This window comes from Rhizobium sp. CECT 9324 (assembly GCF_918741265.1).
Classification (GTDB): Bacteria; Pseudomonadota; Alphaproteobacteria; order Rhizobiales; family Rhizobiaceae; genus Allorhizobium.
The window spans coordinates 1,225,535-1,249,562 of the sequence record NZ_CAKKMZ010000002.1 but is presented as its reverse complement, the minus strand read 5'-3'; the positions used below and the strand labels follow the sequence as shown (position 1 = coordinate 1,249,562).

The window sequence follows — 24,028 nt, the reverse complement described above, 5'->3', positions numbered from 1 at the left end:
GATATTCGACCGCATTTGAGTTCGGCCTAGGGCTTCAGGCGGAGCGTGTTCCAGAAATCCCGCATCTGATCGGTCAGGGCCAGATAGATTTCGTATCGCTTGCGAAAATGTTCCGTCAATTCGACATTCGGCCGGAAATCGCTGGCCGACCGGGTCATAGCGGCAACGGCCTCTTCGTAGGAAGCATAGAGGCCGATCGCGACCGTCGCGCCGATCGCCGCCCCCAGAGCGCCGGTCTCGCGGGCCTCCGCGACGGTGAGCGGGATTTCCAAGACGTCAGCCATCATCTGTGGCCAATGGGGACTGCGCGAACCGCCGCCGGACATGACTGCCCGGTCGACCGACAGTCCGGCATTGCGCAGCACTTCGATATGCCGTCGATGCTCGAAGCAGACACCTTCGAAAAGTGCCCTGAGCATGTGGCCCTCGCCATGCCAACCGGCGAGCCCATAAAAACCGCCGCGGAACTCGGCACCGAGGCGCGAGCCGAAGATGAAGGGATGGAAGAAGGGGTCGTCGGCACGGGCTAAGACCTTGCCAATCTCTTCATTGCAGCGATCGAAGGCCTTGCCGCCATGGTCGCCGCGCATGCGGTGCACATACCATTCGAGATTGGCAGCCGATGTCGCGCTCGACTCGATGTTGACGTATCGACCTTCCCCAAAGGTCGTGACCATGAAGACATCGGGGCTGATGACGGGCCGGTCGGCAAAAACCTGGTTGATGCTCCAGGTTCCCGCGATGACGGAGGCCTCGCCGGGATGGATGACCCCGGAGCCCATGGCGCTCGACACGACATCGAAATAGCCACCTATCACAGGCGTGCCCTCTGCAAGACCCGTTGCCTTGGCGGCTGCAGCGGTGACCCGGCCGACGATGTCTGCCGACTGCACGCGCTCGGGAAAGAAGGCCAAGGCATCCTCAAGGTGGTAGAGGCCGAGCAAAGCCGCGTCGAGTTCGGAACCCGGCATGGCAAGGAGTCCAGCGCCACTAAGGTCGGAGATATCGTTGGCCAGCCGGTCCGTCAGGCGGAAGTTGATGAAGTCCTTGCAGAAAAGGACGGCGCCAATCTTGGCATAGGTCTCCGGTGCGTGGCGCTTGACCCAGGCCAGCAGGCTCGGTGTCTGCGATGGCCAGGGGCGCTGAAGACAGCGCGCCTGGAGCGCGTCCCCGTTCTCGCGGTCGAGTTCTGCGGCGATATCGGCCGCCCGGCTGTCGAGCGACTGGATGCCCTTCAACGGTTGGAGGGCACGATCCAGCAGGTAGAGGCCGTTGCCATGGCCCGCGCAACCGATACCAAGTATCCGCGTCGGATCGACACCGGAGGTGGCGATGACTTCACGGATCGCCGCGCAGCCGTTTTCCCAGAGTTCGGAGAGGTCACGCTCGACATGGCCGGGTTCGGGAAAGCTCGACTGCCCGTCGATGGCGCAGTGTGCGATCTGGTGGCCCTGTGTGTCGAAAAGCACGGCCTTGATGACCGTGTTTCCGACATCGACGCCCAAAATGTAGTTTTTCTCAGCCACGGTTATAGATGTCCCATGCTTCCTCGCCACTGGCGCGCTGGTGGATGATCGCCATCAGCGCCTTAACGACCGCCTTCGGATTGTCATGCTGATAGATGTTGCGTCCATAGACCATCCCGTTTGCGCCTTGAGCCATCATAGCCGCTGATTTGGCAAGCACGACGCGCAGATCTTCGCGGCCGCCACCACGGACCAGAACCGGGCAACGGGCGGCTTCGATCACCTTGTGGAAGTCGGCGGGATCACTGGTCGGATCGGCCTTGATGATGTCGGCACCCATTTCGGAGGCAAGGCGGACCAGCGTGACGATCTTTTCGGCATCGCCGTCTACCTGATAGCCGCCGCGTACGTCATTGGGCAGCATCACCAGCGGCTCGATCATCAGCGGCATGCCGTAGCGATGGCAATCGGCGCGCACGCGGCTGATGTTCTCGACACATTGCCGGAAGAGCTCCGGCTCGTCCGGCAGCATGAAGAGATTGACGACGACGCAGGCCGCGTCCATCTCCAGCGCGCCGATGATCGGTTCGTCATGGTTCTGCAGTTGCGACCACATGCTGCGGTGGCGCGTGGCGTTGTAGGGATTGCCCATGTCAATGCGCATGACGAGCGCCGGCTTGTCGCGCTCGGGCCTCGCCTGCAGCAGATCCGCCTGGCCATAGGCCATCTGGATGGCGTCAGGCCCGGCTTCGATAAGCTTGCCCACTACGCCCGCCATATCCTCCAGGCCGATGAGGAAGCTTGGCTCGTTGCAGACGCCGTGATCGATGGCGACGTCGAGGCAGCCGCCTTGACGAAACAACCTGTTCATTCGTGCCTTCTTGGAAACTCGCATCATGACGCCTTGTCCTTTTCCTTGCATCTGTCCTGAAGCATTGCGACCGAGACCCCGTAATAGGTCTCAAGTTCATCGATGAGTTGCCGCCGCTCCGCCAACATCTGTTCGCCCGTCCAGGCGAGCTCGCGGGCCATCACGGTCAGCAGGGTGTCGAGAATTTCGAGATCGATCCGACCGGTGATCGCGAGGCTTGTGCGCCTCAAAACGATGTCGGCTAGATGATGGACGTCTTCGCCCCGGACGAGCCAGATAATTTCTGCAAGCGTCATCGCACTGTACCGAGAGAGGGTCACATCGTCCGGGCGCGCCTGGCAGAAGGCCATGAGATCGAAGGCCCGTGATCCATAGGTCGATGCCAGATGATCGGCGCGGGCCTTGCCGATTGGAAACTCGCGGGAGAGCAGCGCCGACAGCCGCTCGCCATCCGCCGGATGGTTCCGGCCGCCACCGATCGGGCGGTCGGTCGTCGTCGCGATGCGGGGACGGCCGAGGAAGGCGAGAACCTCGTCGGTCACCTGCTCGCCGAAGGCGCGGAAGGTCGTCCACTTGCCACCGACCATGCAGAGCTGCGGCGGGTCGCTTTCGACCCGGTGAATGACATGGCTCCTCGAGATCTTACCCGTGAATTCCGCATCGCTGCGCGGCAGCGGACGGATGCCGCTGAAGCTGAAGACGATATCGGAGGCCAAGACTGCGAGATCCGGAAAGACGGTGCGGATGGCGGCGAGGATGTAGTCGCGCTCCTCCGGCTCGCATCGCGTCCGGCCCGGCTTATCGACCTTGATATCCGTCGACCCGGCCAGCACGCGGCCGAGGTAGGGAAAGAGGACGCAGACGCGATTGTCGGTGTTTTCGAAGAAAATCATGTGGCCGTTGAGGGCCCGGTAAAGGGCCTCGTTTGCCAAGATGATATGCGAGCCCTTTGTACCGGTCACGGTCTTCTCGGTAGGTGCAGCGCCATCGCCGAGCGCCGTGATCGTCTCGTCGATCCAGGCACCCGTGGCATTGACGACCATGCGAGGGCGGACGACGATGCGTTCGTTCGAGCCTTCCACCGAGAGCTGGTAGCCATCGCCGATCCGCAGCAGTTTCGCATAGTTTAGCGCGATCGCCTGGGGCGCGTCGCGGCGCGTATCGAGGACAAGTTCCAGCGCCAGGCGTTCCGGCTGACTGATCCAGGCGTCGTAATAGGTGGCCGAATAGCGAACTTGCGGCGTCAGGGCCGGCCAAAGCGCCCGGGTGCTGCGGGCATTGCGGAACGCGTGACGCGGCAGAAGCCGGTTTTTGCGCGTGACAAAATCATAGAGCGAGAGGCCCGCCTTGATCGCCAGCGCCCCGCGGCTCGAGGGCTTGCCAGCCGAGCCGAAGAAGGTCGCAGCCGCGTTGAAGAGGCCGCTGAAAATCGAGTGGATAGGAATCGTCGTCGGCAGGGGGTGGACCATGTGGGGTGCGAGCCTCAGCAGGGCGTCACGCTCCGCCAGGGATTCCCGGACGAGATTGAATTCGCCATTCTCGAGATAACGCAGGCCACCATGGATCATGCGCGAGGGGGCAGCGCTGCAGCCCGAGGCAAAATCGGCGCGCTCGACCAGAAGCACGCGCAATCCCTGCAGCGCCAGGTCGCGATAGGCGGCAATGCCATTGATGCCGCCGCCGACCACGACGACATCAAAATCGCCGTCTTGCCGTATGCGCCTCAGCGCGTCCTCGCGGAATGTGGACATGGAAGTACCGTTCGCTGGTTTTGAAGCCAACGTCCCAATCTGCTGTTGTGGTGTTGATGCTTACCGGTCGAGGTCGACCAGATGCTCTCTTATGCCGGCCGTGATGGTCGATACGTCATGTTCGGTGAGGTGCAGGCGCGCAGCACCCGCATTCTCGATTGCCTGGCCCGGGTCGCGTGCGCCGCAGAGCGAGAAAGTGATGCCCGGCTGGGCCACCGTCCAGGCGATGACCACCTGGGCGACCGAGGCGTTGTGATGGTGCGCGATCGGGCGGATGACTTCCATCAGTCTCGCGACCTTCTCGCGATTCCCCATGCTGAAGCGCGCATTGCCATGCCGCTGGTCGTCGGCGGCAAAGACTCGGTCCGGACCGATCTTGCCGGAGAGCAGTCCAAGCGCCAGCGAGGAGTAGCTGAGAATGGAGACGTCGTTTGCGATACAGGTTGGAACGAAGCTCGTCTCGATGTCGCGCTTGACCATGGAGTATTCCTCCTGGATCGCATCGAGCGCACCGGTCGCGAGGTAAGCGGCCAGATCTGCCTCAGACACGTTGCTGGCGCCGATCGAGCGGATCTTGCCCTCGTCCTTCAGCCGAAGCAGTTCCCCGACCGTGTCGGCAATCGGCGTCGTTGCATCCTGCCAATGGGTGACATAGTGGTCGATGTAGTCGGTGCCGAGACGGCGCAGGCTCTCCTCAACCTCATGGCGGATGGAAGACGGGCCGAGGTAGCGATGAACCGGCTTGCCGTCCTGGTGGAAGAAATAAGTGCCCTCCGCTACATGCCAGACAAGACCACATTTGGAGACGAGGATGACCTTGTCGCGCTGGCCTGCAATCGCCTTGCCGACTATGAATTCGGCAAGGCCCATGCCATAGGCGGGCGCCGTATCGATGAGCGAAATGCCGGCTTCCACCGAGGCCCTGATGGCGTCGATCGATTGCTTCTCGTCGGTGCCGCCCCACATCCAGCCGCCGATCGCCCAGGTTCCGAGCCCAACGGCTGATGCCTCTATGCCGCTTCGGCCGATGGGCCGGGTCAATATGTCCTTGTCCGTCACCGGATTATCCTTCCCCAAGTGTAACAAGTGCCCGGGCGATTTCTTCATCGACCACGAGCGAGGTCAAAAACCGCCCGGCAAGGGTCGCTGCCACCGGACCTGCCTTCAGGCTGCCTGCCGCCACGCCGATGATGGTCGGGCAGTTGACGAGGTCTGCCGGATCGAGTGCAACGACCCGCGAATTGAGATCGATCTCGGCGAGCGAACCGTCAGCCTTGATCAGATGCGCAAGGAACTCCCCGGCAATGCCTGCGTCGACCAGCGCCTGGCCGCCCCGTGCCGGATCCGGCAAAAGGTCGTAGTAGCCGGAACCCGGCGCCTGGACCGACCCGATGCCGACCAGCGCCACCGTCGCCTGGCGCGCCAGATCGAAGACCTCGCGGATCGAGGCGACATTCATCAACAGGTCGCGCTGCTGCCCGTCCTCGGCAAACAGAGGTGCGTGGACGAGTTGCGCCGTGCCACCGAGCTTGTCAGCCAGTTGCGTCGCCAGATGGTTGACGTCCGTATAGTGCTTGCCCTGCACGCCGCCGGTGAGCGGCACGACCCGGACATCGAAACGACGCTCGGCCTCGAGGTTTTCGACCACGGCACTCACCGCCTTGCCGCCGGTGATGGCGATGACGTCGCCATCGCGAAGGGTTTCGAGGAGATGGTTGGCCGCGACACGTCCGACCATCTGCAGCGTCGTCTCCGGATTGTCGGACACGGTGGGCGTCACCACCGACTGCTTCAGGCCGAAGCGCTGTGTGACGTCGTTTTCCAGATCCATCAGCCGCTGATAGGGGCTGGCGATGCTGATCTTGACCATGCCCGCCTTGCGGCCGGCGGCGATCATGCGGTTCACCTTCGTATGCGAGAGATTGAGCTTCTCGGCGATCTCCGACTGCTTCACCCCCTCGATGAAATGCAGGACGAGAACAGAATACATCTGGCGCTGCTGATCGAATTCATCCCTGTTGTCCACCATGACGGATCGTCTCCTCCTTGCTCTCGGGTGCTCAGCGGCGACGCTTGACCAGGTAATGGTCGAACAGCACGGCGGTGAGCAGAATGCTTCCCTTGATGATGTCCTGCCAGTAAACCGACACGTTGAGCAAGGCGAGCGAGCTTGAAACCACCGAAAGCAGGACCGCGCCGAGGATAGCACCGAAGATGGTGCCGGCACCGCCCGAGAGGCTGGCGCCGCCGATGACGGCCGCCGCGATCACGTTCAGTTCCATGCCGACGCCGAAGCTGGGTTGGGCGGAACCAAAGCGGGCCATGTAGATGACGCCGGCCACACCGCAGAGGGCGGAGCAGAGCGTGGTGGTGGCGAAGATGACACGGCCGACGCGGATGCCGGAATAGGCGGCGGCCTTGGGATTGCTGCCGGTGTAGAAGACCTTGCGGAAGGCCGTGGTCCGGCGCAGCAGGAAGTCGAAGGTAACCACGACGACCACGAAGATGATCAGGACGAGCGGGATGCCGTAGATCGCGCCCTGGCCGATGAACTTGAATTCCGGCGGTAGGGTAAAGAGCCCGAGCGGCCGCCCGCCCGTCGCCAGAAGGCAGACACCGCGGGCAATCACCATGACGCCGAGCGAGACGATGAAGTGGTGCAGGCCGACAACCGTGGTCAGAAAGCCCATGAACATGCCGATGCAGGTGGTGACGGCAATGGCGACGGCCGCCGCTGCCCAAGGATCGATGCCGTTCAGGAAGAGCCAGCCGGCGACCACCATGGCAAGCGCCGTGACCGAGCCGACCGACAGGTCGATGCCGCCCGATATCAAGAGGATGGTCATGCCGACGACGACAATGCTCTCGACGGCAAAGGCCATGGACATTGCCCTGAGATTGTCGACCGTGAGGAAGTAGGGCGAGATGAGGGACATTACCGTGAACAGCGTGAGGATGATCACGATCAGGCCCGTCTCGCGCGCCTTGATCGCGGGTGTCCACCAATAGGCCCGGCGCTCGGCGGCCGAGCCTGCGTGATGCTGTGTGTCGATCGTTACCATTGTTCCCACTCCCTCATGCTTCACCCAGGGGCGAGGTATCGTCCTGGGGCAACTGACTGCTGATCGACGCAAGCTGCATGATCCGTTCTTCGGTCATCTCGGCGCCGGTTACCTCACCGGTGATGCGCCCCTCGCGCACGACCAGCACCCGGTCGCTGACCCCGATCAGTTCGGGGAGCTCGGAGGAGATGACAATGACGCCGACGCCTTCATTGGCCAGATCCCGGATCTGGCGATGGATCTCTGCCTTGGCGCCGACATCGACCCCTCGGGTCGGCTCGTCGAGAAAGACGACCTCAGGTTCGACCGACAACATCTTCGCCAGCGCGACCTTCTGCTGGTTGCCGCCGCTCAAAGTATTCACGGCATCGCCCACCCCATTGGAGCGCAGCCTCAGTCGCGTTCCATACTGCTCCGCCCGCGCCGTCTCCTGTCGGCGGCTGATCAAGCCGAATGGATTGGCCACGCGCTTGAGATCGAGCGCCGAGACATTGTCGGCGATTGACATGTTGAGAAACAGGCCGTCGCCCTTGCGATCCTCGGAGACATAGACCAGTCCCTCGCGAATGCTGTCGCGATAGTCCCGCAACGAGAGTTTGCGGCCTTTCAAGGCCACCTCCCCCTCGGCATTGCCTTCCAGCCTACAGATGGCGCGCACGATCTCGCTGCGCCCTGCCCCGATCAGGCCGGCCAGGCCCAGGATCTCGCCCTTGCGTAGGTCGAAACTGACATTGGACACCCTCCGGCCCTCGTTCAGATTGCGCACGGAGAGGATGACGTCGTCCGACTTAGCCTCAGGCGCCTGCTTGGGCGGATAGAGCTTGTCGAGCACGCGCCCGACCATGCTGTTGACCACATCTTCAGGGGTGATCGACGCGATGTCTGCCGTCTTGATGTGGCAACCGTCGCGCATGATGGTGATCCGGTCGCAATGCTGGAAGATCTCCGCCATGCGGTGTGAAATGTAGATGATCGCGATGCCGCGATCGACGAGGCGACGCATGATCTTGAACAGAGTCTGCGCTTCGGTTTCAGTGAGAGCCGCCGTCGGCTCGTCGAGGATCAGGATGCGGCAGTCGAGCGTCAGTGCCTTCGCAATCTCGACAATCTGCTGCTGCGAAATCGAGAGGTCACCGGCACGGCGTCTCGGATCGATATCGCCGATTTCTTTGAGGATCTCACCGGCGCGGACGACGAGCGCACGGTAGTCCATCAAAAGGGTACGGCTGCGGCCGGTTTCGGCCATGAACATGTTTTCGGCGACGGAAATCTCCGGGCAGAGTGCGATCTCCTGATGCACGAAGCCGATGCCAAGCCGGTTGGCGGCATTCGGCGATGCGATGCGAACGGGGGCACCGTCGAGACGGATCTCTCCGCGGTCGGGCTGCAGGATGCCGTCGATGATATGCATCAGTGTCGACTTGCCGGCACCGTTTTCACCGGCCAGCGCATGGATCTCGCCCCGGCGCAATTCAAGCTGAGCGCCGCGCAGGGCCTGAACCGGTCCGAACGACTTGTGCACGTCCGTCATGCTGAGGACGACCTCGGCCATGACACCCCTCCCTTCCATCGCTTCGACTTCCCCCGGCGCCGCGTGACGCGCCGCCGGGGTCATGCAGGTCGGCGCTCAGCGCCCCTTCATGTATTCGTTGAGATCGAAGGATGCGGCATTGGCCTTGGTGATGACCGCAAAGCCATTGTCCATCGACGGCACCTGCATCGGGTTGAAGCCCGATACCTTATAGTCGTTGAACGGATCGATCAGGTCGGGATGGGCGCCGAGGAAGGTATTCATGAAGCCCATGAAGCCTTGGACGCCCTGGTTGGGGTTGATCGACATGTGGATATTGCCCTGCTTGATGTGTTCGAGCGTGGTGGGCGTGATGTCTGCATGCAGGATCAGCACTTGCTTCTTTGCTTCGAGCACGGCTGCGACCGCACCTTCGGCCGAACCGGCTTCGGGGATCCAGAGCGCGCCGAGGTTCGGATTGGCCTGCAGCATGGCAGCGACCGCCTGGTAGGCCGCGTTGGAATCCTGGTTGGTTGCCTGGCGACCGACCAGCTTCATGTCCGGATGGGTGCGCTCCATGTAGTCGATGAGAGCGGTCACCCGCAGGTCGTGATTGCTCTGGCCCGGGTTTTCGAGAACCGCATATTCGCCCTTGCCGCCGAGCGCCTTTACGATCTCCTCGGCTGCGAACTTCGCCTCGGCGACATTGTCGGAAGTTATGTAGGCCGTACGCTTCGATTTCGGCGAGTCTGCCGCAAAGGTGGTGACCGAGATGCCGGAGTCGATGGCCCGGTTGATCGGCTCAATGAACGGATCCGACTGCATCGGATGCAGCAGGATGCCCTTCGGCTTTTTCACCACTTCCTGCTCGAAGGATGCGATCTGCTTGGTAATGTCATAGTCCGGCGTGCCGGTGAAGGCAGCTTCGCAGCCGAGAGCCTTGGCGGCCTGCTTGAAGCCCTCGAAGACGGGCACCCAGTAAGGATGGCCGGAGACCATCACGTTCATCACATAGGTTTCGCCCGGTTCGCAGGCGAATTTTCCTTCTGCATTCGCCGGCGCGACAGACCCGCCGGTGACGGCAGCTGCGACCAAACCGATGGCAGTCGCGGCCTTCAGAGACTTCAACATTTTCCCCTCCCAGAGATGACAACGATGCGCAATAAATATCTTCATACAGAATTTATTGCATGACGAGAGCTTTAATTGCTAAATCGACCAGCGTCAACTAGGCCGCATTATATTTTTGATGATGCAATTTATTTCATCTCGTTGCCGCTGGGAGACTTGCGGCGCGAAAAGCACGTAGGAAAGTCTCGATTGCAGCGACTGGGGCCTGCGCAGCGGTGATGCATCAGGGCTTTGCGGTAGCGCAGTACAGTCGTTCAAGCTTTGATCACGGTCCGTAAAAGCCGCTTTGATGAAGCCAGATCAGTCAGACCGGCGTAGTGGTGGCCACAGCCACGCTGCCAACTTGAGCACCAATGTCGCTGGCACCGACGTTGACTCTCCGGACCTCTGAAAGAGGTTCTCTTCAACCTTGCCGACCTGGCAAGTCTGAGCTTTTGCCGAGAAGCGGTTTCACGCCGGATGCTGCTGCATGCTCAGGCCCCCGTCGATGGTCAGGCAGGTGGCGTTCATGAAGGGACATTCGTCCGAAACCATGAACACAGCTGCCATCGCAATCTCCTGGGGTGAGGCGATGCGGCCACCGGGATGGAGTTTCAAAGTGTCGACCTTGGCAGCCTCTGGGTCGGGAAAGCTGTTCCAGTAGTCGATGACCTTCTGGGTCGCGACGTAGCCCGGCGCAAGCGCATTCACACGAATGCCCTGTGCGGCATATTCCAGGCCAAGCGATTTGGTCATACCCAGCAGCGCATGCTTGGCCAGAGGATAGGGAAAGGTGTGCTTGATGATGGTGAAGGCATGGGTTGAGGCAATATTGACTATGACGCCGCCGCCGCTAGCTATCATGCCCGGCAGCACCGCGCGGCAGCAGTTCCAGGCGCCTTTCAGATTGATGTCGAAACAGCGTGCCCATTCCTCGTCGGTCGAAGCGAGCGGCTCGGCAAAGACATTGACGCCGGCATTGTTGACCAGCGCGTTGATCTGGCCGATCTCGTGTTTTGCCTGGGACACCGCCTCAGCAATGGCTGCCGCATCGGTAATGCTGGCAGTCGCGTGGCTGACCTTGGTTCCGGAGGCCTTCAACGCCTCGACCGCGGTCGACAGCAGCGCACCATCAAGATCGATCAGCAGCAGGGCCGCCCCTTCGCGCGCGAATGCTTCTGCCATCGCAAGGCCGATGCCCTGGGCCGCACCCGTTATCATGATCCGCTTGCCGTCGAGCCTGCCGCCCATGCCTAAAGTCTCCTGATATGTATGGTGATCTCGCCGCGCATGCTGTCTGCGCCGCCCAGCCGTTTCAAGCCACCATGGTCTGGCATGTGATGACCGTTTGGCAAATGGGTCATCGGCTCGAAACAGAAGAAGTCGCGCCGATCAGACGGCATGTAGAGCATGAAGATGTCATGGACCGGTGTCGCCTCGATATCGGCGGCGAGGCCAAGTTCCGGCCACTCGATCCCAGCAAATCCATCCCAGCCGGCAAAGGCATTGTTGACGAAGCGATCGGGCAGATGCGCGCCGCCTGAGAAATCCAGGCCATCGGGAACTGGCCCGCTATGACCCGGCAGATGGCCCGCACGCTCGTTCCAGAAGTTTGGCGCGCGCACCGTCAGCCGCGTCTGCGGCGTCCGCGCGAAGAAAGGATGCTGGCCAAGCCCGTAAGGCAGCGGCAAACCGCCTTGGTTGCTCACGGAAAGCTGCAGCCTCAGGGTCTCGCCGGCCAGTGACAGCGTCTGGCGCGCGCAGTAGTCATAGAGTGAGGTTTGGTCGGGCGGATGACGCAGCGACAGCACGACATGGGCCTGGCCGAACTCCTCGACATCCCATAGAGCCAACCAGCCATCGCCATGGAGATAGAGCGGATCCTGGCTGTTCGGCTGGAAATGGTACTGCGTGCCCTCAAAGGCAAAGCCGTTGTGTTCGACGCGATTGCCGAAGGGCACCAGCGGGAAACTGGCGATCGTGCCTTCAGGACCGCCGCCCGGCACTAGGAAGGGCACCCCGTCGAAGCTCGCTTCGAGGATCGCGCCACCCTGGCGGGCAACCCGGACGGCAAGGGCACCGTCCGAGAGATCGATGGTTTCCGACGCCGGTATCACCGGTGACGGCCTGCGGCGGAGGAGCGGAGATTGTCAAGCAGAACGGCGATCAACAGGATCAGGCCGCGAACGACATATTGGTAGAAGGCCTGGATGTTGAGCAGGTTCATGACGTTTTCGGCAATGCCCATGATCAGAACACCGACGATCACGCCGCTCATGGCCGCCCGACCACCGGCCAGCGACACACCGCCGAGAACGCAGGCGGAAATGACCGAGAGTTCAAGACCGGTGGCGGCATTGGGCTGGCCCGACGTGATGCGCGAGGCGAGCAGGATTCCGGCAATGGCGCAAACCAGGCCCTGCAGCGCGAAAATCCAGATCCGCATATTGACGACATTAACGCCGGCCAGCCGCGATGCTTCCGGATTGCCGCCGATCGCCAGCGTGTTTTTGCCGAACACCGTGCGGTTGAGAATGAAGCCGAAGACGATAAACAGCGCCACCATGATCCAGATCGGCGTCGGGATACCGAGAAAGCGCGACAGCGCCAGCTGGTAGAAGCCGGGATCGTTGATGCCGACTGCGCGGCCATCGGATGCGATCAGCGCGAAGCCGCGCACGATCTGCATGGTGGCGAGCGTGGTGATCAGCGCGTTGATGCGGAAGCGGGCAATGACCACACCATTGATCAGGCCGACAAAGGCGCCGGCGGCCAGCGCCGCGACTAGGCCGAGGATGATCGAGCCCGTCGCATTGGAGGCCATGACGGCAATCATGCCGGAAAAGGCCACCGTCGATCCAACCGACAGGTCGAAATCGCGCGAGGCCAGGCAAAACATCATGGTACAGGCGACGATGCCGATGGTGACGACCGATTGCAGCAGGCCGAGCATGTTGCGCTCGGTCATGAAATTGGGAACCGTCAGCGCCACAATGGCAAAGGCGATCGCGAAGATCACCACCAGGCCCTGTTCACCGAGAAGAAGTTTTTTGAGGGAAGTCATTGGCGTCGTTCCTTAAGAGGCTGCGGCGGTGCGGTCGGGCAAGGCAGATGTCAGGATGCGGCGTTCGTCGAAATCCGGCCGCTCCACATCGGCAACAACATGGCCTTGGCACATGACCATGATCCGGTCCGAGATGCCCATGACCTCGGGCAATTCGCTGGAGATGACAACGATCGCCATGCCCCCGGCGGCAAGCCCGTAGAGGATCTCGTAGATTTCCGCCTTGGCACCGATATCGATGCCGCGTGTCGGCTCATCGATGACCAGAACCTTGACACCCTGTTCGGACAGCCAGCGGCCGAGAATGACCTTCTGCTGGTTGCCGCCGGAGAGATTGATGATGTCCTGCTTGCGCGAAGGCGTCCGGACCCGAAGGCGCGCGATGAAGTCGTCGGCGACCGAGGCTTCCTTACCGAGGCTTAAGATACCGAAGGGCGAAAAATGCCGCCGTGAGGAAATGGTGATGTTTTCCTCTATCGAGCGGCCTTGGATGATGCCGTCATGCTTGCGGTCTTCCGGGCACAGCACGATGCCGGCGCGGATGGAGGCGCCGGGGTTGTCGGCGGCAACGGCCATGCCATCGATGGTGACTGTACCGCCGTGGCGATGGTCGGCGCCGTAGAGCAGGCGGGCCATTTCACTACGGCCGGCGCCGATCAGGCCGAAAAAGCCCAGGATTTCGCCCTGCCGGACGGAAAAGCTGATTGGCCGCGGCAGATGCGATCCGCTAAGATCCTTCACTTCGAGACGCGGAAGGCCAAAATCGCGGCCATGCCAGCCCCAGATATTGCTGATCTCGCGGCCAACCATTTCGGCGATGATCTGGTCGCGGCTGGTGTCGGCAATTCGGGGATGATGCGCCGCGAGCTTGCCATCGCGCAGCACCGTGAGACTGTCGCAGAGCCGGAAGATCTCGTCGAGCCGGTGGGACACGTAGAGGATGACGGTGCCCTTGGCCTTCAGCTTCTCGATCAGTGCAAACAGCACTTCGCTTTCGCGCGACGACAGTGAAGAGGTTGGTTCATCCAGCGCGATGACGCGGGCGTCGAGAATGACAGCCTTGGCAATCTCCACCATCTGGCGGGCGCCAATGGACAAAGAGGACACCTTGGCGGCGGGATCGATGTCGATACCGATATCCTGGAGCTTTGCAGCAACGCTGTCGATCAGCTTTCGCCGGCTGATGACGCCGCCGGAGGAGGGAAAGCGACCGAGCCAGAGGTTTTCCGCCACCGTCAGTTCTGGCACCAGCTGCAATTCCTGGTGAATGACGATGACCCCTGCGGCAAAGGCGTCGCGCACCGATTTATAGGATTGCGCTTCACCGTCGATGGCAATGGTGCCAGTATCGGCAGACTGGTCGCCGGAAAGCAGGCGGATCAGGGTCGATTTGCCAGCGCCGTTCTCGCCCATCAGGCCATGGACCGCACCCTTGGCGACTGAAAAGGACACGTCCGAAAGCGCCTGGACGCCGGGATAGCCCTTGCTGATATCTTTGAATTCGAGGAAGGCCATGGAAGCTCCGCGGAAAGGCCCGGCGGTCTGGTCCGCCGGGCGTGCTTGCCAAAAGGCAGGTTACTCGATGCCGAGTTCCTTGCGGACGGTTTCGTAGTCGCTGCGCAGTGCAAGTGCACCGGCTGTCAGCGTCAGCTTTTCCGGTTCCTTGCCGTTGGCGATCCACTCGTACATGTTGAGTGCGGTCTCGTAGCCATGACGTTTTGGCGAAATGATCACGGTGCCGAAGAAGCCGGTCGCAGTTGGCTTTTTGAACTCGTTGATGGCCGATTCAGCGCCGCCGATGCCGACACCGAGGACGTTTTCAGCGGGGATGCCGACCGATTCCGTGGCGCGGACTGCCCCAAGCACGGCTTCGTCGTTGAGACCGAAGGCGATCCAGTGCTTTACGTCGGCATGTTTGTTCAACACAGTTGTCGCCGCGTTCAGAGCGGCTTCGGTATCAGTCTTGGCCTGCGGGGCGTCGTAGATGTTTTCAGCCGGGAAGCCGGCAGCCTTCAGGGCCGCGATCGCGCCTTCGACGCGGTCGACGGCAGTCGGCAACTGGTCGTAGGAAACACGGATCGCGCCGACCTGCTTCATGTCCCAGCCGCGCTTCTTGATTTCTTCGGCAAGAGCCTGCCCCACGGTTTCGCCGATCTTCGCGGCCGAGATGCCCATGTGCACCACATCCTCGAGCGGATTGCCATCGGCACCGACGAGACGGTCGTCAACCGTCATGACTTTGAGGTCATTGGCCGCAGCCTTGGCGACAATCCCGGGACCGAGTTTCACATCGGGCGTGCAGATGATGAAGCCCTGGGCGCCCTGGGCGGCAAGGTTGTCAATTGCCGACTGCACCTTTTCGCCGTCCTCGGCGCCGATCTTCACCAGTGTGAATCCCTTTTCCTTGGCGGCCTGGTCGGCGAATTTCCATTCGTCCTGGAACCAGGGCTCCTCCGGCTGCTTCACCAAAAAGCCGATCTTAACATCGGCTGCATAGGTCGAGCCGGCTGCCGCAAACGCGACGACGCCAGCCAGGATGGCTTTTTTCCATGAGCGCATGTGTTCTCTCCCAAATTCGAAAAAATGTGCAACTGCCTCCCCGGCAGTGTGCAAGAATTAGGTTAAATCATCATACCAGTCAATTGCCTTGGTATGATGATTGAGATAAACGTGTCCGCGTTGGTTTTTCAAGTGGCGGCGATATCGTAAGCCCTTGCGAATTCAGGTAGACGGGTAGAGGACGGCGCATATGGAGGCCAGGGTGGAAACGGGCGAGCAGCAGGACAAAGGGCAGCAACCGGCGACGGTTCGCCGACCGCGGGTCCGCCGCAATGTCACTGTGGCCATTGCCCAGGACATCTGCGCCGACCGCTATCCACCGGGCAGCCAGCTTCCGCGCGAAAACGACCTTTGTGATATCTATGGTGTCAGTCGCACGGTTATCCGTGAATCCCTGAAAATCCTCGAATCCAAGGGCCTGCTGCGCGGCAAGCCGCGGGTCGGCACCATCGTGTGCGACAAGGATGACTGGAATATCCTCGATGCCGACGTGTTGGAATGGATCGGCCCCTACATCAAGGATTTCGACCTCTTGGGCTGCATTCTGGAGGCGCGACGCACAATCGAACCGGTGGCCGCTGAACTCGCCGCAATGCGAGCCACGACCCAGCAGATCGCAGACCTTGAAAGTGCCTGGCGGCAAATGCGTGATTCGCGTGATGACCCGGAGCGGTTCACCGAAGCGGATGTGCTTTTTCATACGGTGCTTCTCGCTGCCAGCCACAATCAGGTCTTCCGCCGCCTCTCAAGCGCTATCCATGCAGCCCTGCGCTATGCGCTGCACGCCTCAAACATCGCGGTTGAAAACCGTGAAGGTGCAGTCGCCATTCATGGCGAACTGGTCGAGGCCCTGCGCATGCGGAATGGCGAAAAAGCAAAGCAAGTTGCCAACCGCATGCTTGATCTCGCCGTCCACGATCTGGCCGCTGCCGAACGGGCAATTGGCCGCAACAAGAATATGTAAGGCACGCACGGCCTGTAACAGCAGAGAAGATGAAGCGCATGAAAATCACCAAGCTCACAACCTATATCGTGCCGCCGCGCTGGTGTTTCCTCAAGATCGAGACCGACGAGGGCATTGTCGGCTGGGGCGAACCTGTGGTCGAAGGTCGTGCGCTGACGGTCGAGGCCGCCGTGCACGAGTTGTCGGATTATCTCATCGGCAAGGACCCCTTCCTGATCGAGGATCACTGGACAGTCATGTATCGCGGCGGCTTCTATCGCGGTGGCGCCGTGCATATGTCGGCAATCTCAGGCATCGACCAGGCGCTGTGGGACATCAAGGGCAAGGCGCTCGGTCAGCCGATTCATTCGCTGCTGGGCGGCCAGGTGCGCGACAAGATCAAGGTCTATAGCTGGATTGGCGGCGACCGGCCGTCCGACGTCGCCAACAATGCAAGGGAGGTCGTCGCCCGCGGCTTCCAGGCGATCAAACTCAACGGCTGCGAAGAACTGCAGATCGTCGACAGCAACGAGAAGCTCGACAAGGCAGTGGGGACGATCGGCCTGATCCGCGATGCCATCGGTCCTAATATCGGCATCGGGGTGGATTTCCACGGTCGCGTGCACAAGCCCATGGCCAAGGTTCTGGCCAAAGAACTCGACCAGTTCAAGCTGATGTTCATCGAGGAGCCGGTGCTGTCGGAAAACCGGGAGGCTCTGCGCGATATCGTCAATCACACGTCGACGCCGATTGCGCTTGGCGAGCGACTCTATTCTCGCTGGGATTTCAAACAGATCCTGTCGGACGGTTTTGTCGACATCATACAGCCGGATTTGTCCCATGCCGGCGGCATCACCGAATGCCGCAAGATCGCATCGATGGCCGAAGCCTATGACGTGGCGTTGGCGCCACATTGCCCGCTTGGACCGATCGCCTTGGCCGCTTGCCTGCAGGTTGATGCGATCAGCTACAATGCCTTCATCCAGGAGCAGAGCCTGGGCATTCACTACAACAAGTCGAACGATATCCTGGACTATATCGTCAACAAGGACGTGTTCCAATATGCCGACGGCTATGTTGCCATCCCACAGGGACCAGGCCTCGGCATCGAAGTGGATGAGGCCTATGTGATCGAGCGCGCTAAGGAAGGCCACCGCTGGCGCAACCCGATCTGGCGTCACGCAGACGGCAGCTTCGCGGAGTGGTGATGGAGGTGTCCACCACTGCAGCGGATCATGGCTTCTCCTAAGCATCGCAGACAAATACCTTGGAACAGTTTGCCCTCCATGGGGTTTCCCTCACTTAACACGAACAGGAGGAACCGCAATGGATCACAGTAACCATGTCCGTCTCACCCCGACAGAACTTACCCCGGGCACGCTGGAGGGGGCGACAGTATACGGCGCCGACGATCATAAGGTTGGCAAGGTCGATCACATCCACGGTGCCGGCGCTGGAAGCCAGGCCATTATTGACGTCGGTGGCTTTCTTGGCATTGGCGCAAAGCCAGTCGCCGTGCCACTCACTGATCTCGACTTCATGCGCGACGAGGACGGTGACGTCCATGCGGTCACGACATGGACCAAGGATCAGCTCAAGGACATGCCTGAGCACCACCACTGAAACACCCATCCCACCGACAGCCCGGCCTTCGCGCCGGGCTTCTTTTTGCGCATAACCTTGTTTCATTACATCATGACACGGCCCCCATTCGGTCCCTGCCCGGTAGTGCCTGTGAAACCTGCGCGACGTCGGAGACTTTAGGCTCCATGACGGTGAAGTCGACGTCTTGAGGGCAGGGTCGCAGGGCGGGCAGCCCGCAGGCCCAAACCTCTGATCAAGCTTAAGCCTTCCGAAGGCGCTAAGTGGAGTGGACCATGTCTCCCCTGTCTGCTTTTCGCATCAGTGCCACGGCGAAGGCGGCCATCATGCACATGACACCAGCGATCTGCAGCGCAGGCATGTAAGTATCAAAATCACTTTTGAGATGGCCGGCCCCAAATGCAGCCGTGGCCGCGCCGATCTGGTGTCCGGCAAAGATCCAGCCAAAAACGAGGCCCGCCTTCTCCTTCCCGAAGTGTTCGGCGGCGAGCTTAACCGTCGGTGGCACCGTCGCCACCCAGTCGAGACCGTAAAAAATCGCAAACACCGACAATTCGACAAAGCTGAAGCCGGAGAAGGACAGGTAGATCAGCGACAGGCCGCGCAGGCCGTAAAACCAGAACAACAACAAGCGATTGTCGAACCGGTCCGAGAGCCAACCCGCAAAGATCGTGCCGACGAAGTCGAAAATCCCGATCATTGCCAAGGTACCAGCCGCGGTGACCGCCGCCATCCCGAAGTCACCACATATCGAAATCCAGTGCGTCTGGATCAGCCCATTCGTGGACAAGCCGCAGACGAAAAAAGTGCCGAAGAGCACCCAGAAAACGGGATAGCTGGCAACACTCCTCAGGACAACAAGCGGCGAGACGAGCGTTGCAAGCAGGCTATGGTCTTTCTTCACCGGTTTCGAAACAATCGTGTCTCCAAAGGCCGGAAGGCCGACATCTGCCGGGTGATCGGCCATCAGTAACAAGATCAGCAGCAGGGCTGTGGCGATGACGCCAACGGTAAGGGCCAGAGCCACACGCCATCCATACGCTTCCGTCAGGCCCGCAAGGACAGGGAGAAAGACAAGTTGGCCCGTTGCGTTGCTTGCCGTCATCAGACCGATGACGAGACCGCGGCGCTTGGCAAACCAGCGTGCGGCGATGGTTGCACCGAGCACCAGCGCTGTCATGCCGGTGCCTATGCCGATGACAACGCCCCAGAGCAACAGCAGTTGCCAGACCTCCGTCATAGCCAAAGATGCAAGAATGCCGAACATGATCAGCCCGAGCGCGGTTGAGACCACCTGACGGATGCCGAAATGATTCATGAAAGCGGCGGCGAAGGGACCAAGCAGGCCAAACAGGACCAGGCGCACGGCCATCGCTGAGGAAATGTCGGCAATGTCCCAACCGAACTCCTGATGCAGCGGCTGTATCATGACGCCGGCTGAACCCATGGCGCCGGCTGTTGCAAGCATTGTCAGGAAGGTCGTGGCAGCCACGACCCAGCCGTAGTGAATATTCCTTGCTGCCATCCAGGGAGCAAGCGTTGTCGAGAGCATTGCGGCATTTCCTTTTTCTAGCTGCTGCTGACTGTAAGATCTATCGGTATATACCCGCTTAATGGAAAGATCAGAGCGCTGAAAGCAGCGCGTGCAATTGCTCCAATTTGTCGGATCCCAGACGATCCTCGATGCTCTTCTGCGCAATCTCCCAAACCGGCATTGCCGATGCCAGAACATCAACGCCTTTTGGGGCTATGGTGAGCAAGGCTTCGCGCTGATCCTCTCCATGAACAGAGATCACCAGACCCATTCGTGCCAGGACCTTTGTATTGCGACCCAGTGTCGACCGGTCCAGTTCCACCCTGTGGGACAGGTCCGTCAACGAGACCGGTTGCAAACTGCCGATATTGCGCAGCAGGCTGAACTGCGCAACATTGATCCCAAGCGGTTCAAGGGCTTCGTCATAGTGCGCCGAAACTCTTCGAGACGCCTTGCGCAATTGGATACAGTGACATAGGTCGTGGGCCATAGACATCGGTATATACCCTTATTTTTAAGAGTTCAATGCCGACGTGACGCTCATGGCTTCGGACTTCATTCCATCTGGCTGCATGGCGCTTTCACGCCACGCAGTCTGCTCGCTCAGCTTCTACCAACGGCCAGCATTCTGCCCACCGTCAACGTGAAGGATCTCACCTGTGACAAAGTTTGCGCCTTCGAGGTAGATGACAGCATCAACGATGTCGCGGATGTCGCCCATATGGCCGACTGGATGGAGCGCCGACAGGAACTCATGCGTTTCTGGCGGATGCATCGGCGTCTTGATAATGCCAGGTGAAACGGCGTTCACACGCACGCCGCTCGTGGCGAACTCGATCGCAAGTCCTTTCGTGACCGCATTCAATCCACCCTTGGTGAGGGAAGCGAGAGCCGCAGGCACACTGGCGACCGGTTGATCAACGAGGCTCGTCGTGATGCTCACGATGTGGCCGGATCCTTGCTTGAGCATTGCCCGGGCGGCGCGCTGCGTGATGTGAAAGAACCCCGCGACGTTCACGCCGAAATTCAAATCATAGTCGGCCTGGGTGAAATCGATGAAGGGTTTGGCAGTGAAGACACCCGCATTGTTGACGAGTGTGTCAATACGACCAAAATGCTGGAGCGCTTCACGAACGACGCGTTCCGCCGTCTCTGCCTGGGCGATGTCTCCGGCGACTGTGTGCACGCGATCGTCCGAACTCGGACCGATCGACCGTGAGGTAGCAACGACATTGTAATCACGCTTGCGATAGGCGCGAACAAGTGCTTCACCGATGCCTTGTGATGCGCCAGTGACGATGGCGACCTTCTGACTGCTCATGACATAATCCTTTTCAGTTGCAGCGCGCCTTCATTGGCCCGCCTGCCGCCTCTTGGGCCGGTGCAACTAACTTAGGTAATTTCTCTTTTCGGGAGAATTGTCGTCGATCGGCGATCACTCAACCGTTTTTCGGCATATTGCGGGGCCGAACTGCAACGCCTCACCCGACACCCGGCCCATATCGGCTCGGTGACATGTTCATCGCGGTGGATTGGTGCGCCAGTCTGATTGCGCGCTTTCGAATTGCCACGACCAGCGTTTTCACGTCACACCGTCGTGGACGAAGAACAATGCCTCGCTCGCAAGAACCATCGAATGGCGAGCGTTTCAAACTGATTTCTGGCTCAGGACATTGATGGCCGATTGGTACAGTTCTCGGGTAAGTTCCTCAGCACCCATCCTGGGTGCCAGTCTGGCCCCCTGTCCTGACCACAGACTGGTAAAATCGTCCCTGGAGGCTGCCTCGGCCTTTGCCCTGATTGGCGCAAGCGCGCCGCCGGCTGTCGGAAAGGCGGGAGCATCGACCGAAAGCGGGCCGATTTCGCGCATCAGGCGGTTGACCACACCCCTCGCCGGTCGGCCGGTAAACACGTTGGTGATCGCGGTGCTGTCATCTCGAGATGCCTCGATTGCGCTCCTGTGGACGTCGGGAATTCTTGCCTCTGGACAGAACAGATAGGCCGTTCCCACCTGAACGGCAGATGCACCGAGCATCAGTGCCGCGGCAACCCCTCTCCCATCGGCGATACCGCCCGCTGCAATGACCGGGACCCGGACGGCATCAACAACCTGTGGCACCAGTGCCATCGTGCCAACCTGCGTCGTCATATCGTCAGACAGGAAGTTGCCCCGATGTCCTCCCGCCTCAAAGCCCATCGCAATCACGGCATCGGCGCCGTTTGCTTCGAGCCAAATGGCCTCGGCCACAGTTGTCGCCGATGAGATGATTTTCGCACCCGTCGCCTTGACCCGCTGAACAAGGGCTTGCTCGGGCAGGCCAAAATGGAAACTTACGACTTCGGGGCGGAATTCTTCGACGACCTCGCAGAATGCAGCGTCAAAGGGCGCCCGACCGGCAATTGCGGCCGGGATTGCGGGATCGAGCTCTGCTTCGATATAATATGACGCCAGCATGGCTCTCCAGCGTGCTTGGCTCGCAGCATCGATAGGCGGCGAACGATGCGAGAAAAAGTTGACGTTGACAGGCGCCTTGGTTGAGCCACGGATCTCGACCAGGGCCTGACGCAATCCATCGACGTTCAACTGGGCACTGGGAAGAGAGCCGAGACCGCCGGCCCTGGTCGTTGCAATGACCATGTCGACCGTCGTCGCTCCAGCCATCGGTGCCTGGATTATCGGTAGATTAATTCCGAAAAGATCGAGAATGCGTTGATCCGGCCAGCTCGTCATATCTTCCTCCTCCAAAGTGCTGCAAACCCCGAAAATGGGATGCTCGCCCATTTGCCTAGCGATCGATCAATACAGGCCGTGGTAGCGTCAACACCTTTCAGACCAACCAAAGGCCGGCGCGCATGGTCCGACAGACGACGGGTGGATATCTATCTGTCCGGGGTCCGCGCGTTGGAAGCTGCGTCCGCGAGGAACTTCCGGTATTGCGCGGTCGGGACCCCGCCCCATCCCCAGTTATCGAGCCCGACTTCCTCGATGATCACGTAGGTGGATTCGAGCGGCTTATTGAGCACATCCAGCATGACCTGGCTTACGCCTGCTATGATGGCTGCCTTCTCCTCGGCGGTTGCACGAGACCGGTCGGCTGTGGTTCCTTCACGGGTGATCTGGACGGTGACGATTGGCATCATTTTCCCTTTCAAGGTTTCCCTGGGCGCCCAAGACCATAGCCAGCCAAAAAACCGGCCTGTTTGCAGCCTCACAGGTTTTGGATTTCAATGCCTGCGATTTTAGTCCCATTCGAACCTCGGGAAAACTACCGATCCATGCACGGCACCCGACCGATATTCGGCACAATCAGCCCAGACTGCCGGCCTCCGCCGCGATGGCGGCAAGCTCCGATCGAAGTCGTGGAACAGCAAAATCGATGAAGGCCCGTACTTTCGGGACGCTGGCTCGACCCTGTGGTGTCAACATATGCACGGGAAGCGCCGGCGGCTCGTCCTGCGGAAGAACGATTTTCAAGCGACCGTCGCGAACGTATTTTGCCACGTGGTAGGAATAGAGCCTTGTAACCCCCATTCCCTCGGCGGCTGACGCTGCTGCCGCGCGGACGCTGTTGACGACATATCTTGGGGTGAAGTGGACGGTTCTGGGAATGGACGTACCCGCCTGTGGTGGAAAGCTCCAGGATTCAAGCCCGAAATTCGAGAACGCGATAAGTTGATGTTTCGAAAGATCGGAAGGCGCTTCAATCTCGGGATTGTTTTCCAGATAGTGTGGGGCCGCGACCACGACACGGCGGACATCGCCCCCGATGCGCGTGGAGATGTGCGTCGAGTCATTCAGGTGTCCTATCCGCAGGACAGCGTCCACGCCCTCATCGACCAAATTGACGAAACGATCGAGCATCAAAAGCCGCACGGAGACGCTTGGATGGTCTTTAAGGAAGCGGTCGAGAATGGGTCGCAGCAGCTCCTCCCCGAGAATGGGAGGAGCCGAAATAGTCAGGGTTCCGCGAGGAAATGATCGTTCGGAGCCGGCAATCAGGTCAGCCTCTTCGAGTTCGAACAGAACCCTCCGGCACGCCTCGACATAGCGCTGTCCAGCCTCACTCAGCCGCAGGCTTCGCGTCGTGCGGTGAAGCAGTTCGACGCCGACGTGCTGCTCAAGCAGGTTCAATGCACGGCTGATTGCGGTCGGAGACCGTTTAAGCCTGCGGGCCGCCCCCGCCAGGCTTCCTTCTTCGACAGCCGTGACAAAGACCTTCATTGCGTCGATGCGATCCACAATTCAACTCCTTGAGCCATGCACGCGATTGCGGCTGACCTGATGTCTGCTCATACACCATTGACAAAAGTGCTCTCACTTTCCGTCGACCAAATGACTGCCTCCCCGTCCATTGGGACGCTCAGATAAATTCGAACGTAACGTGTAGAATCGATTGCGCCTGCCTCTACGGATTAATGACCTTAGTCTAGCAACCTCAAGCGGGCGAGCGTCTCGGCATTCAATCGCGATTACCGAAAAGGGGAAACCGACGAATCGCGCTCATTGGATGCTGCGGTCGATATCCTCATTGCCAGTGTAGTCGGGCTTCGGATTG

Annotated in this window: 22 protein-coding genes; 3 read left to right on the top strand and 19 right to left on the bottom strand. The window is 60.4% G+C overall.

Annotation, left to right across the window (positions count from 1 at the left end; all coding sequences use genetic code 11):
- Positions 1–26: 26 nt before the first annotated feature.
- The 13 genes from LQ231_RS25620 to LQ231_RS25560 all read right to left on the bottom strand — a co-directional run bounded on the left by LQ231_RS25620 (position 27) and on the right by LQ231_RS25560 (position 15,393).
- A complete protein-coding gene (locus LQ231_RS25620; protein ID WP_230174940.1) occupies positions 27–1,526 on the bottom strand; it encodes an FGGY-family carbohydrate kinase in 1,500 nt (499 codons plus the stop codon).
- Positions 1,519–2,361 carry a class I fructose-bisphosphate aldolase gene (locus LQ231_RS25615; RefSeq protein WP_230175081.1) on the bottom strand — a complete coding sequence of 281 codons (843 nt, stop codon included), beginning with the start codon at positions 2,359–2,361 and terminating at the stop codon, positions 1,519–1,521. Before LQ231_RS25615 ends, LQ231_RS25620 begins: the two co-directional genes overlap by 8 nt.
- Positions 2,361–4,088 carry a glycerol-3-phosphate dehydrogenase/oxidase gene (locus LQ231_RS25610; RefSeq protein WP_230174939.1) on the bottom strand — a complete coding sequence of 576 codons (1,728 nt, stop codon included), beginning with the start codon at positions 4,086–4,088 and terminating at the stop codon, positions 2,361–2,363. The genes LQ231_RS25615 and LQ231_RS25610 overlap by 1 nt, the downstream gene beginning before the upstream one ends.
- Before the next feature lie 60 nt (positions 4,089–4,148).
- Positions 4,149–5,147 (bottom strand): aldo/keto reductase, encoded by a 999-nt coding sequence (locus LQ231_RS25605; protein ID WP_230174938.1) that lies wholly within the window; start codon positions 5,145–5,147, stop codon positions 4,149–4,151.
- Positions 5,148–5,151: 4 nt separating this feature from the next.
- Positions 5,152–6,117, bottom strand: coding sequence for a sugar-binding transcriptional regulator (locus LQ231_RS25600; protein WP_230174937.1), 966 nt, complete (start codon positions 6,115–6,117; stop codon positions 5,152–5,154).
- 31 nt (positions 6,118–6,148) lie between these two features.
- Positions 6,149–7,150 (bottom strand): ABC transporter permease, encoded by a 1,002-nt coding sequence (locus LQ231_RS25595; RefSeq protein WP_230174936.1) that lies wholly within the window; start codon positions 7,148–7,150, stop codon positions 6,149–6,151.
- Positions 7,151–7,163: 13 nt separating this feature from the next.
- The gene (locus tag LQ231_RS25590) at positions 7,164–8,702 is read right to left on the bottom strand and encodes a sugar ABC transporter ATP-binding protein (RefSeq protein WP_230174934.1); all 1,539 of its coding nucleotides are present in this window, start codon (positions 8,700–8,702) and stop codon (positions 7,164–7,166) included.
- Between the two features lie 75 nt (positions 8,703–8,777).
- A complete protein-coding gene (locus tag LQ231_RS25585) occupies positions 8,778–9,791 on the bottom strand; it encodes a substrate-binding domain-containing protein (RefSeq protein ID WP_113139729.1) in 1,014 nt (337 codons plus the stop codon).
- A 450-nt stretch (positions 9,792–10,241) separates the two neighbouring features.
- Positions 10,242–11,021 (bottom strand): SDR family oxidoreductase, encoded by a 780-nt coding sequence (locus LQ231_RS25580; protein WP_230174932.1) that lies wholly within the window; start codon positions 11,019–11,021, stop codon positions 10,242–10,244.
- A 2-nt stretch (positions 11,022–11,023) separates the two neighbouring features.
- On the bottom strand, positions 11,024–11,887 hold the full coding sequence (locus LQ231_RS25575; RefSeq protein WP_113139731.1) for an aldose 1-epimerase: 864 nt from the start codon (positions 11,885–11,887) through the stop codon (positions 11,024–11,026).
- On the bottom strand, positions 11,884–12,834 hold the full coding sequence (araH, locus tag LQ231_RS25570) for an L-arabinose ABC transporter permease AraH (protein WP_113139732.1): 951 nt from the start codon (positions 12,832–12,834) through the stop codon (positions 11,884–11,886). The genes LQ231_RS25575 and araH overlap by 4 nt, the downstream gene beginning before the upstream one ends.
- Before the next feature lie 12 nt (positions 12,835–12,846).
- Entirely contained in the window at positions 12,847–14,349 is a 1,503-nt protein-coding gene (araG, locus tag LQ231_RS25565; protein ID WP_113139733.1) for an L-arabinose ABC transporter ATP-binding protein AraG, read from the bottom strand.
- A 60-nt stretch (positions 14,350–14,409) separates the two neighbouring features.
- On the bottom strand, positions 14,410–15,393 hold the full coding sequence (locus LQ231_RS25560) for an arabinose ABC transporter substrate-binding protein (protein WP_113139734.1): 984 nt from the start codon (positions 15,391–15,393) through the stop codon (positions 14,410–14,412).
- A 190-nt stretch (positions 15,394–15,583) separates the two neighbouring features.
- Here LQ231_RS25560 and LQ231_RS25555 point away from each other — a divergent pair, with 190 nt between their 5' ends.
- The 3 genes from LQ231_RS25555 (at position 15,584) to LQ231_RS25545 (ending at position 17,959) form a co-directional block, all read left to right on the top strand.
- Positions 15,584–16,357, top strand: coding sequence for a FadR/GntR family transcriptional regulator (locus tag LQ231_RS25555; RefSeq protein WP_230174930.1), 774 nt, complete (start codon positions 15,584–15,586; stop codon positions 16,355–16,357).
- Positions 16,358–16,395: 38 nt separating this feature from the next.
- Positions 16,396–17,544, top strand: a complete 1,149-nt coding sequence (dgoD, locus tag LQ231_RS25550) for a galactonate dehydratase (RefSeq protein ID WP_230175079.1) — start codon at positions 16,396–16,398, stop codon at positions 17,542–17,544.
- Between the two features lie 118 nt (positions 17,545–17,662).
- Positions 17,663–17,959, top strand: coding sequence for a PRC-barrel domain-containing protein (locus LQ231_RS25545; protein ID WP_113139736.1), 297 nt, complete (start codon positions 17,663–17,665; stop codon positions 17,957–17,959).
- A gap of 238 nt (positions 17,960–18,197) precedes the next feature.
- Here the strand turns inward: LQ231_RS25545 and LQ231_RS25540 are convergent, their stop codons facing one another.
- From LQ231_RS25540 to LQ231_RS25515, 6 genes are all read right to left on the bottom strand, one after another.
- Positions 18,198–19,490, bottom strand: a complete 1,293-nt coding sequence (locus LQ231_RS25540; protein ID WP_230175077.1) for an MFS transporter — start codon at positions 19,488–19,490, stop codon at positions 18,198–18,200.
- Between the two features lie 70 nt (positions 19,491–19,560).
- Entirely contained in the window at positions 19,561–19,962 is a 402-nt protein-coding gene (locus LQ231_RS25535) for a MarR family winged helix-turn-helix transcriptional regulator (RefSeq protein ID WP_230175075.1), read from the bottom strand.
- Between the two features lie 120 nt (positions 19,963–20,082).
- Entirely contained in the window at positions 20,083–20,793 is a 711-nt protein-coding gene (locus LQ231_RS25530) for an SDR family oxidoreductase (RefSeq protein ID WP_230174928.1), read from the bottom strand.
- Between the two features lie 327 nt (positions 20,794–21,120).
- Positions 21,121–22,203 carry a nitronate monooxygenase family protein gene (locus LQ231_RS25525; RefSeq protein WP_230174926.1) on the bottom strand — a complete coding sequence of 361 codons (1,083 nt, stop codon included), beginning with the start codon at positions 22,201–22,203 and terminating at the stop codon, positions 21,121–21,123.
- A gap of 149 nt (positions 22,204–22,352) precedes the next feature.
- Positions 22,353–22,610, bottom strand: a complete 258-nt coding sequence (locus LQ231_RS25520) for a 4-oxalocrotonate tautomerase family protein (protein ID WP_230175073.1) — start codon at positions 22,608–22,610, stop codon at positions 22,353–22,355.
- A 169-nt stretch (positions 22,611–22,779) separates the two neighbouring features.
- The gene (locus LQ231_RS25515; protein WP_230174924.1) at positions 22,780–23,712 is read right to left on the bottom strand and encodes a LysR family transcriptional regulator; all 933 of its coding nucleotides are present in this window, start codon (positions 23,710–23,712) and stop codon (positions 22,780–22,782) included.
- Positions 23,713–24,028: the final 316 nt, after the last annotated feature.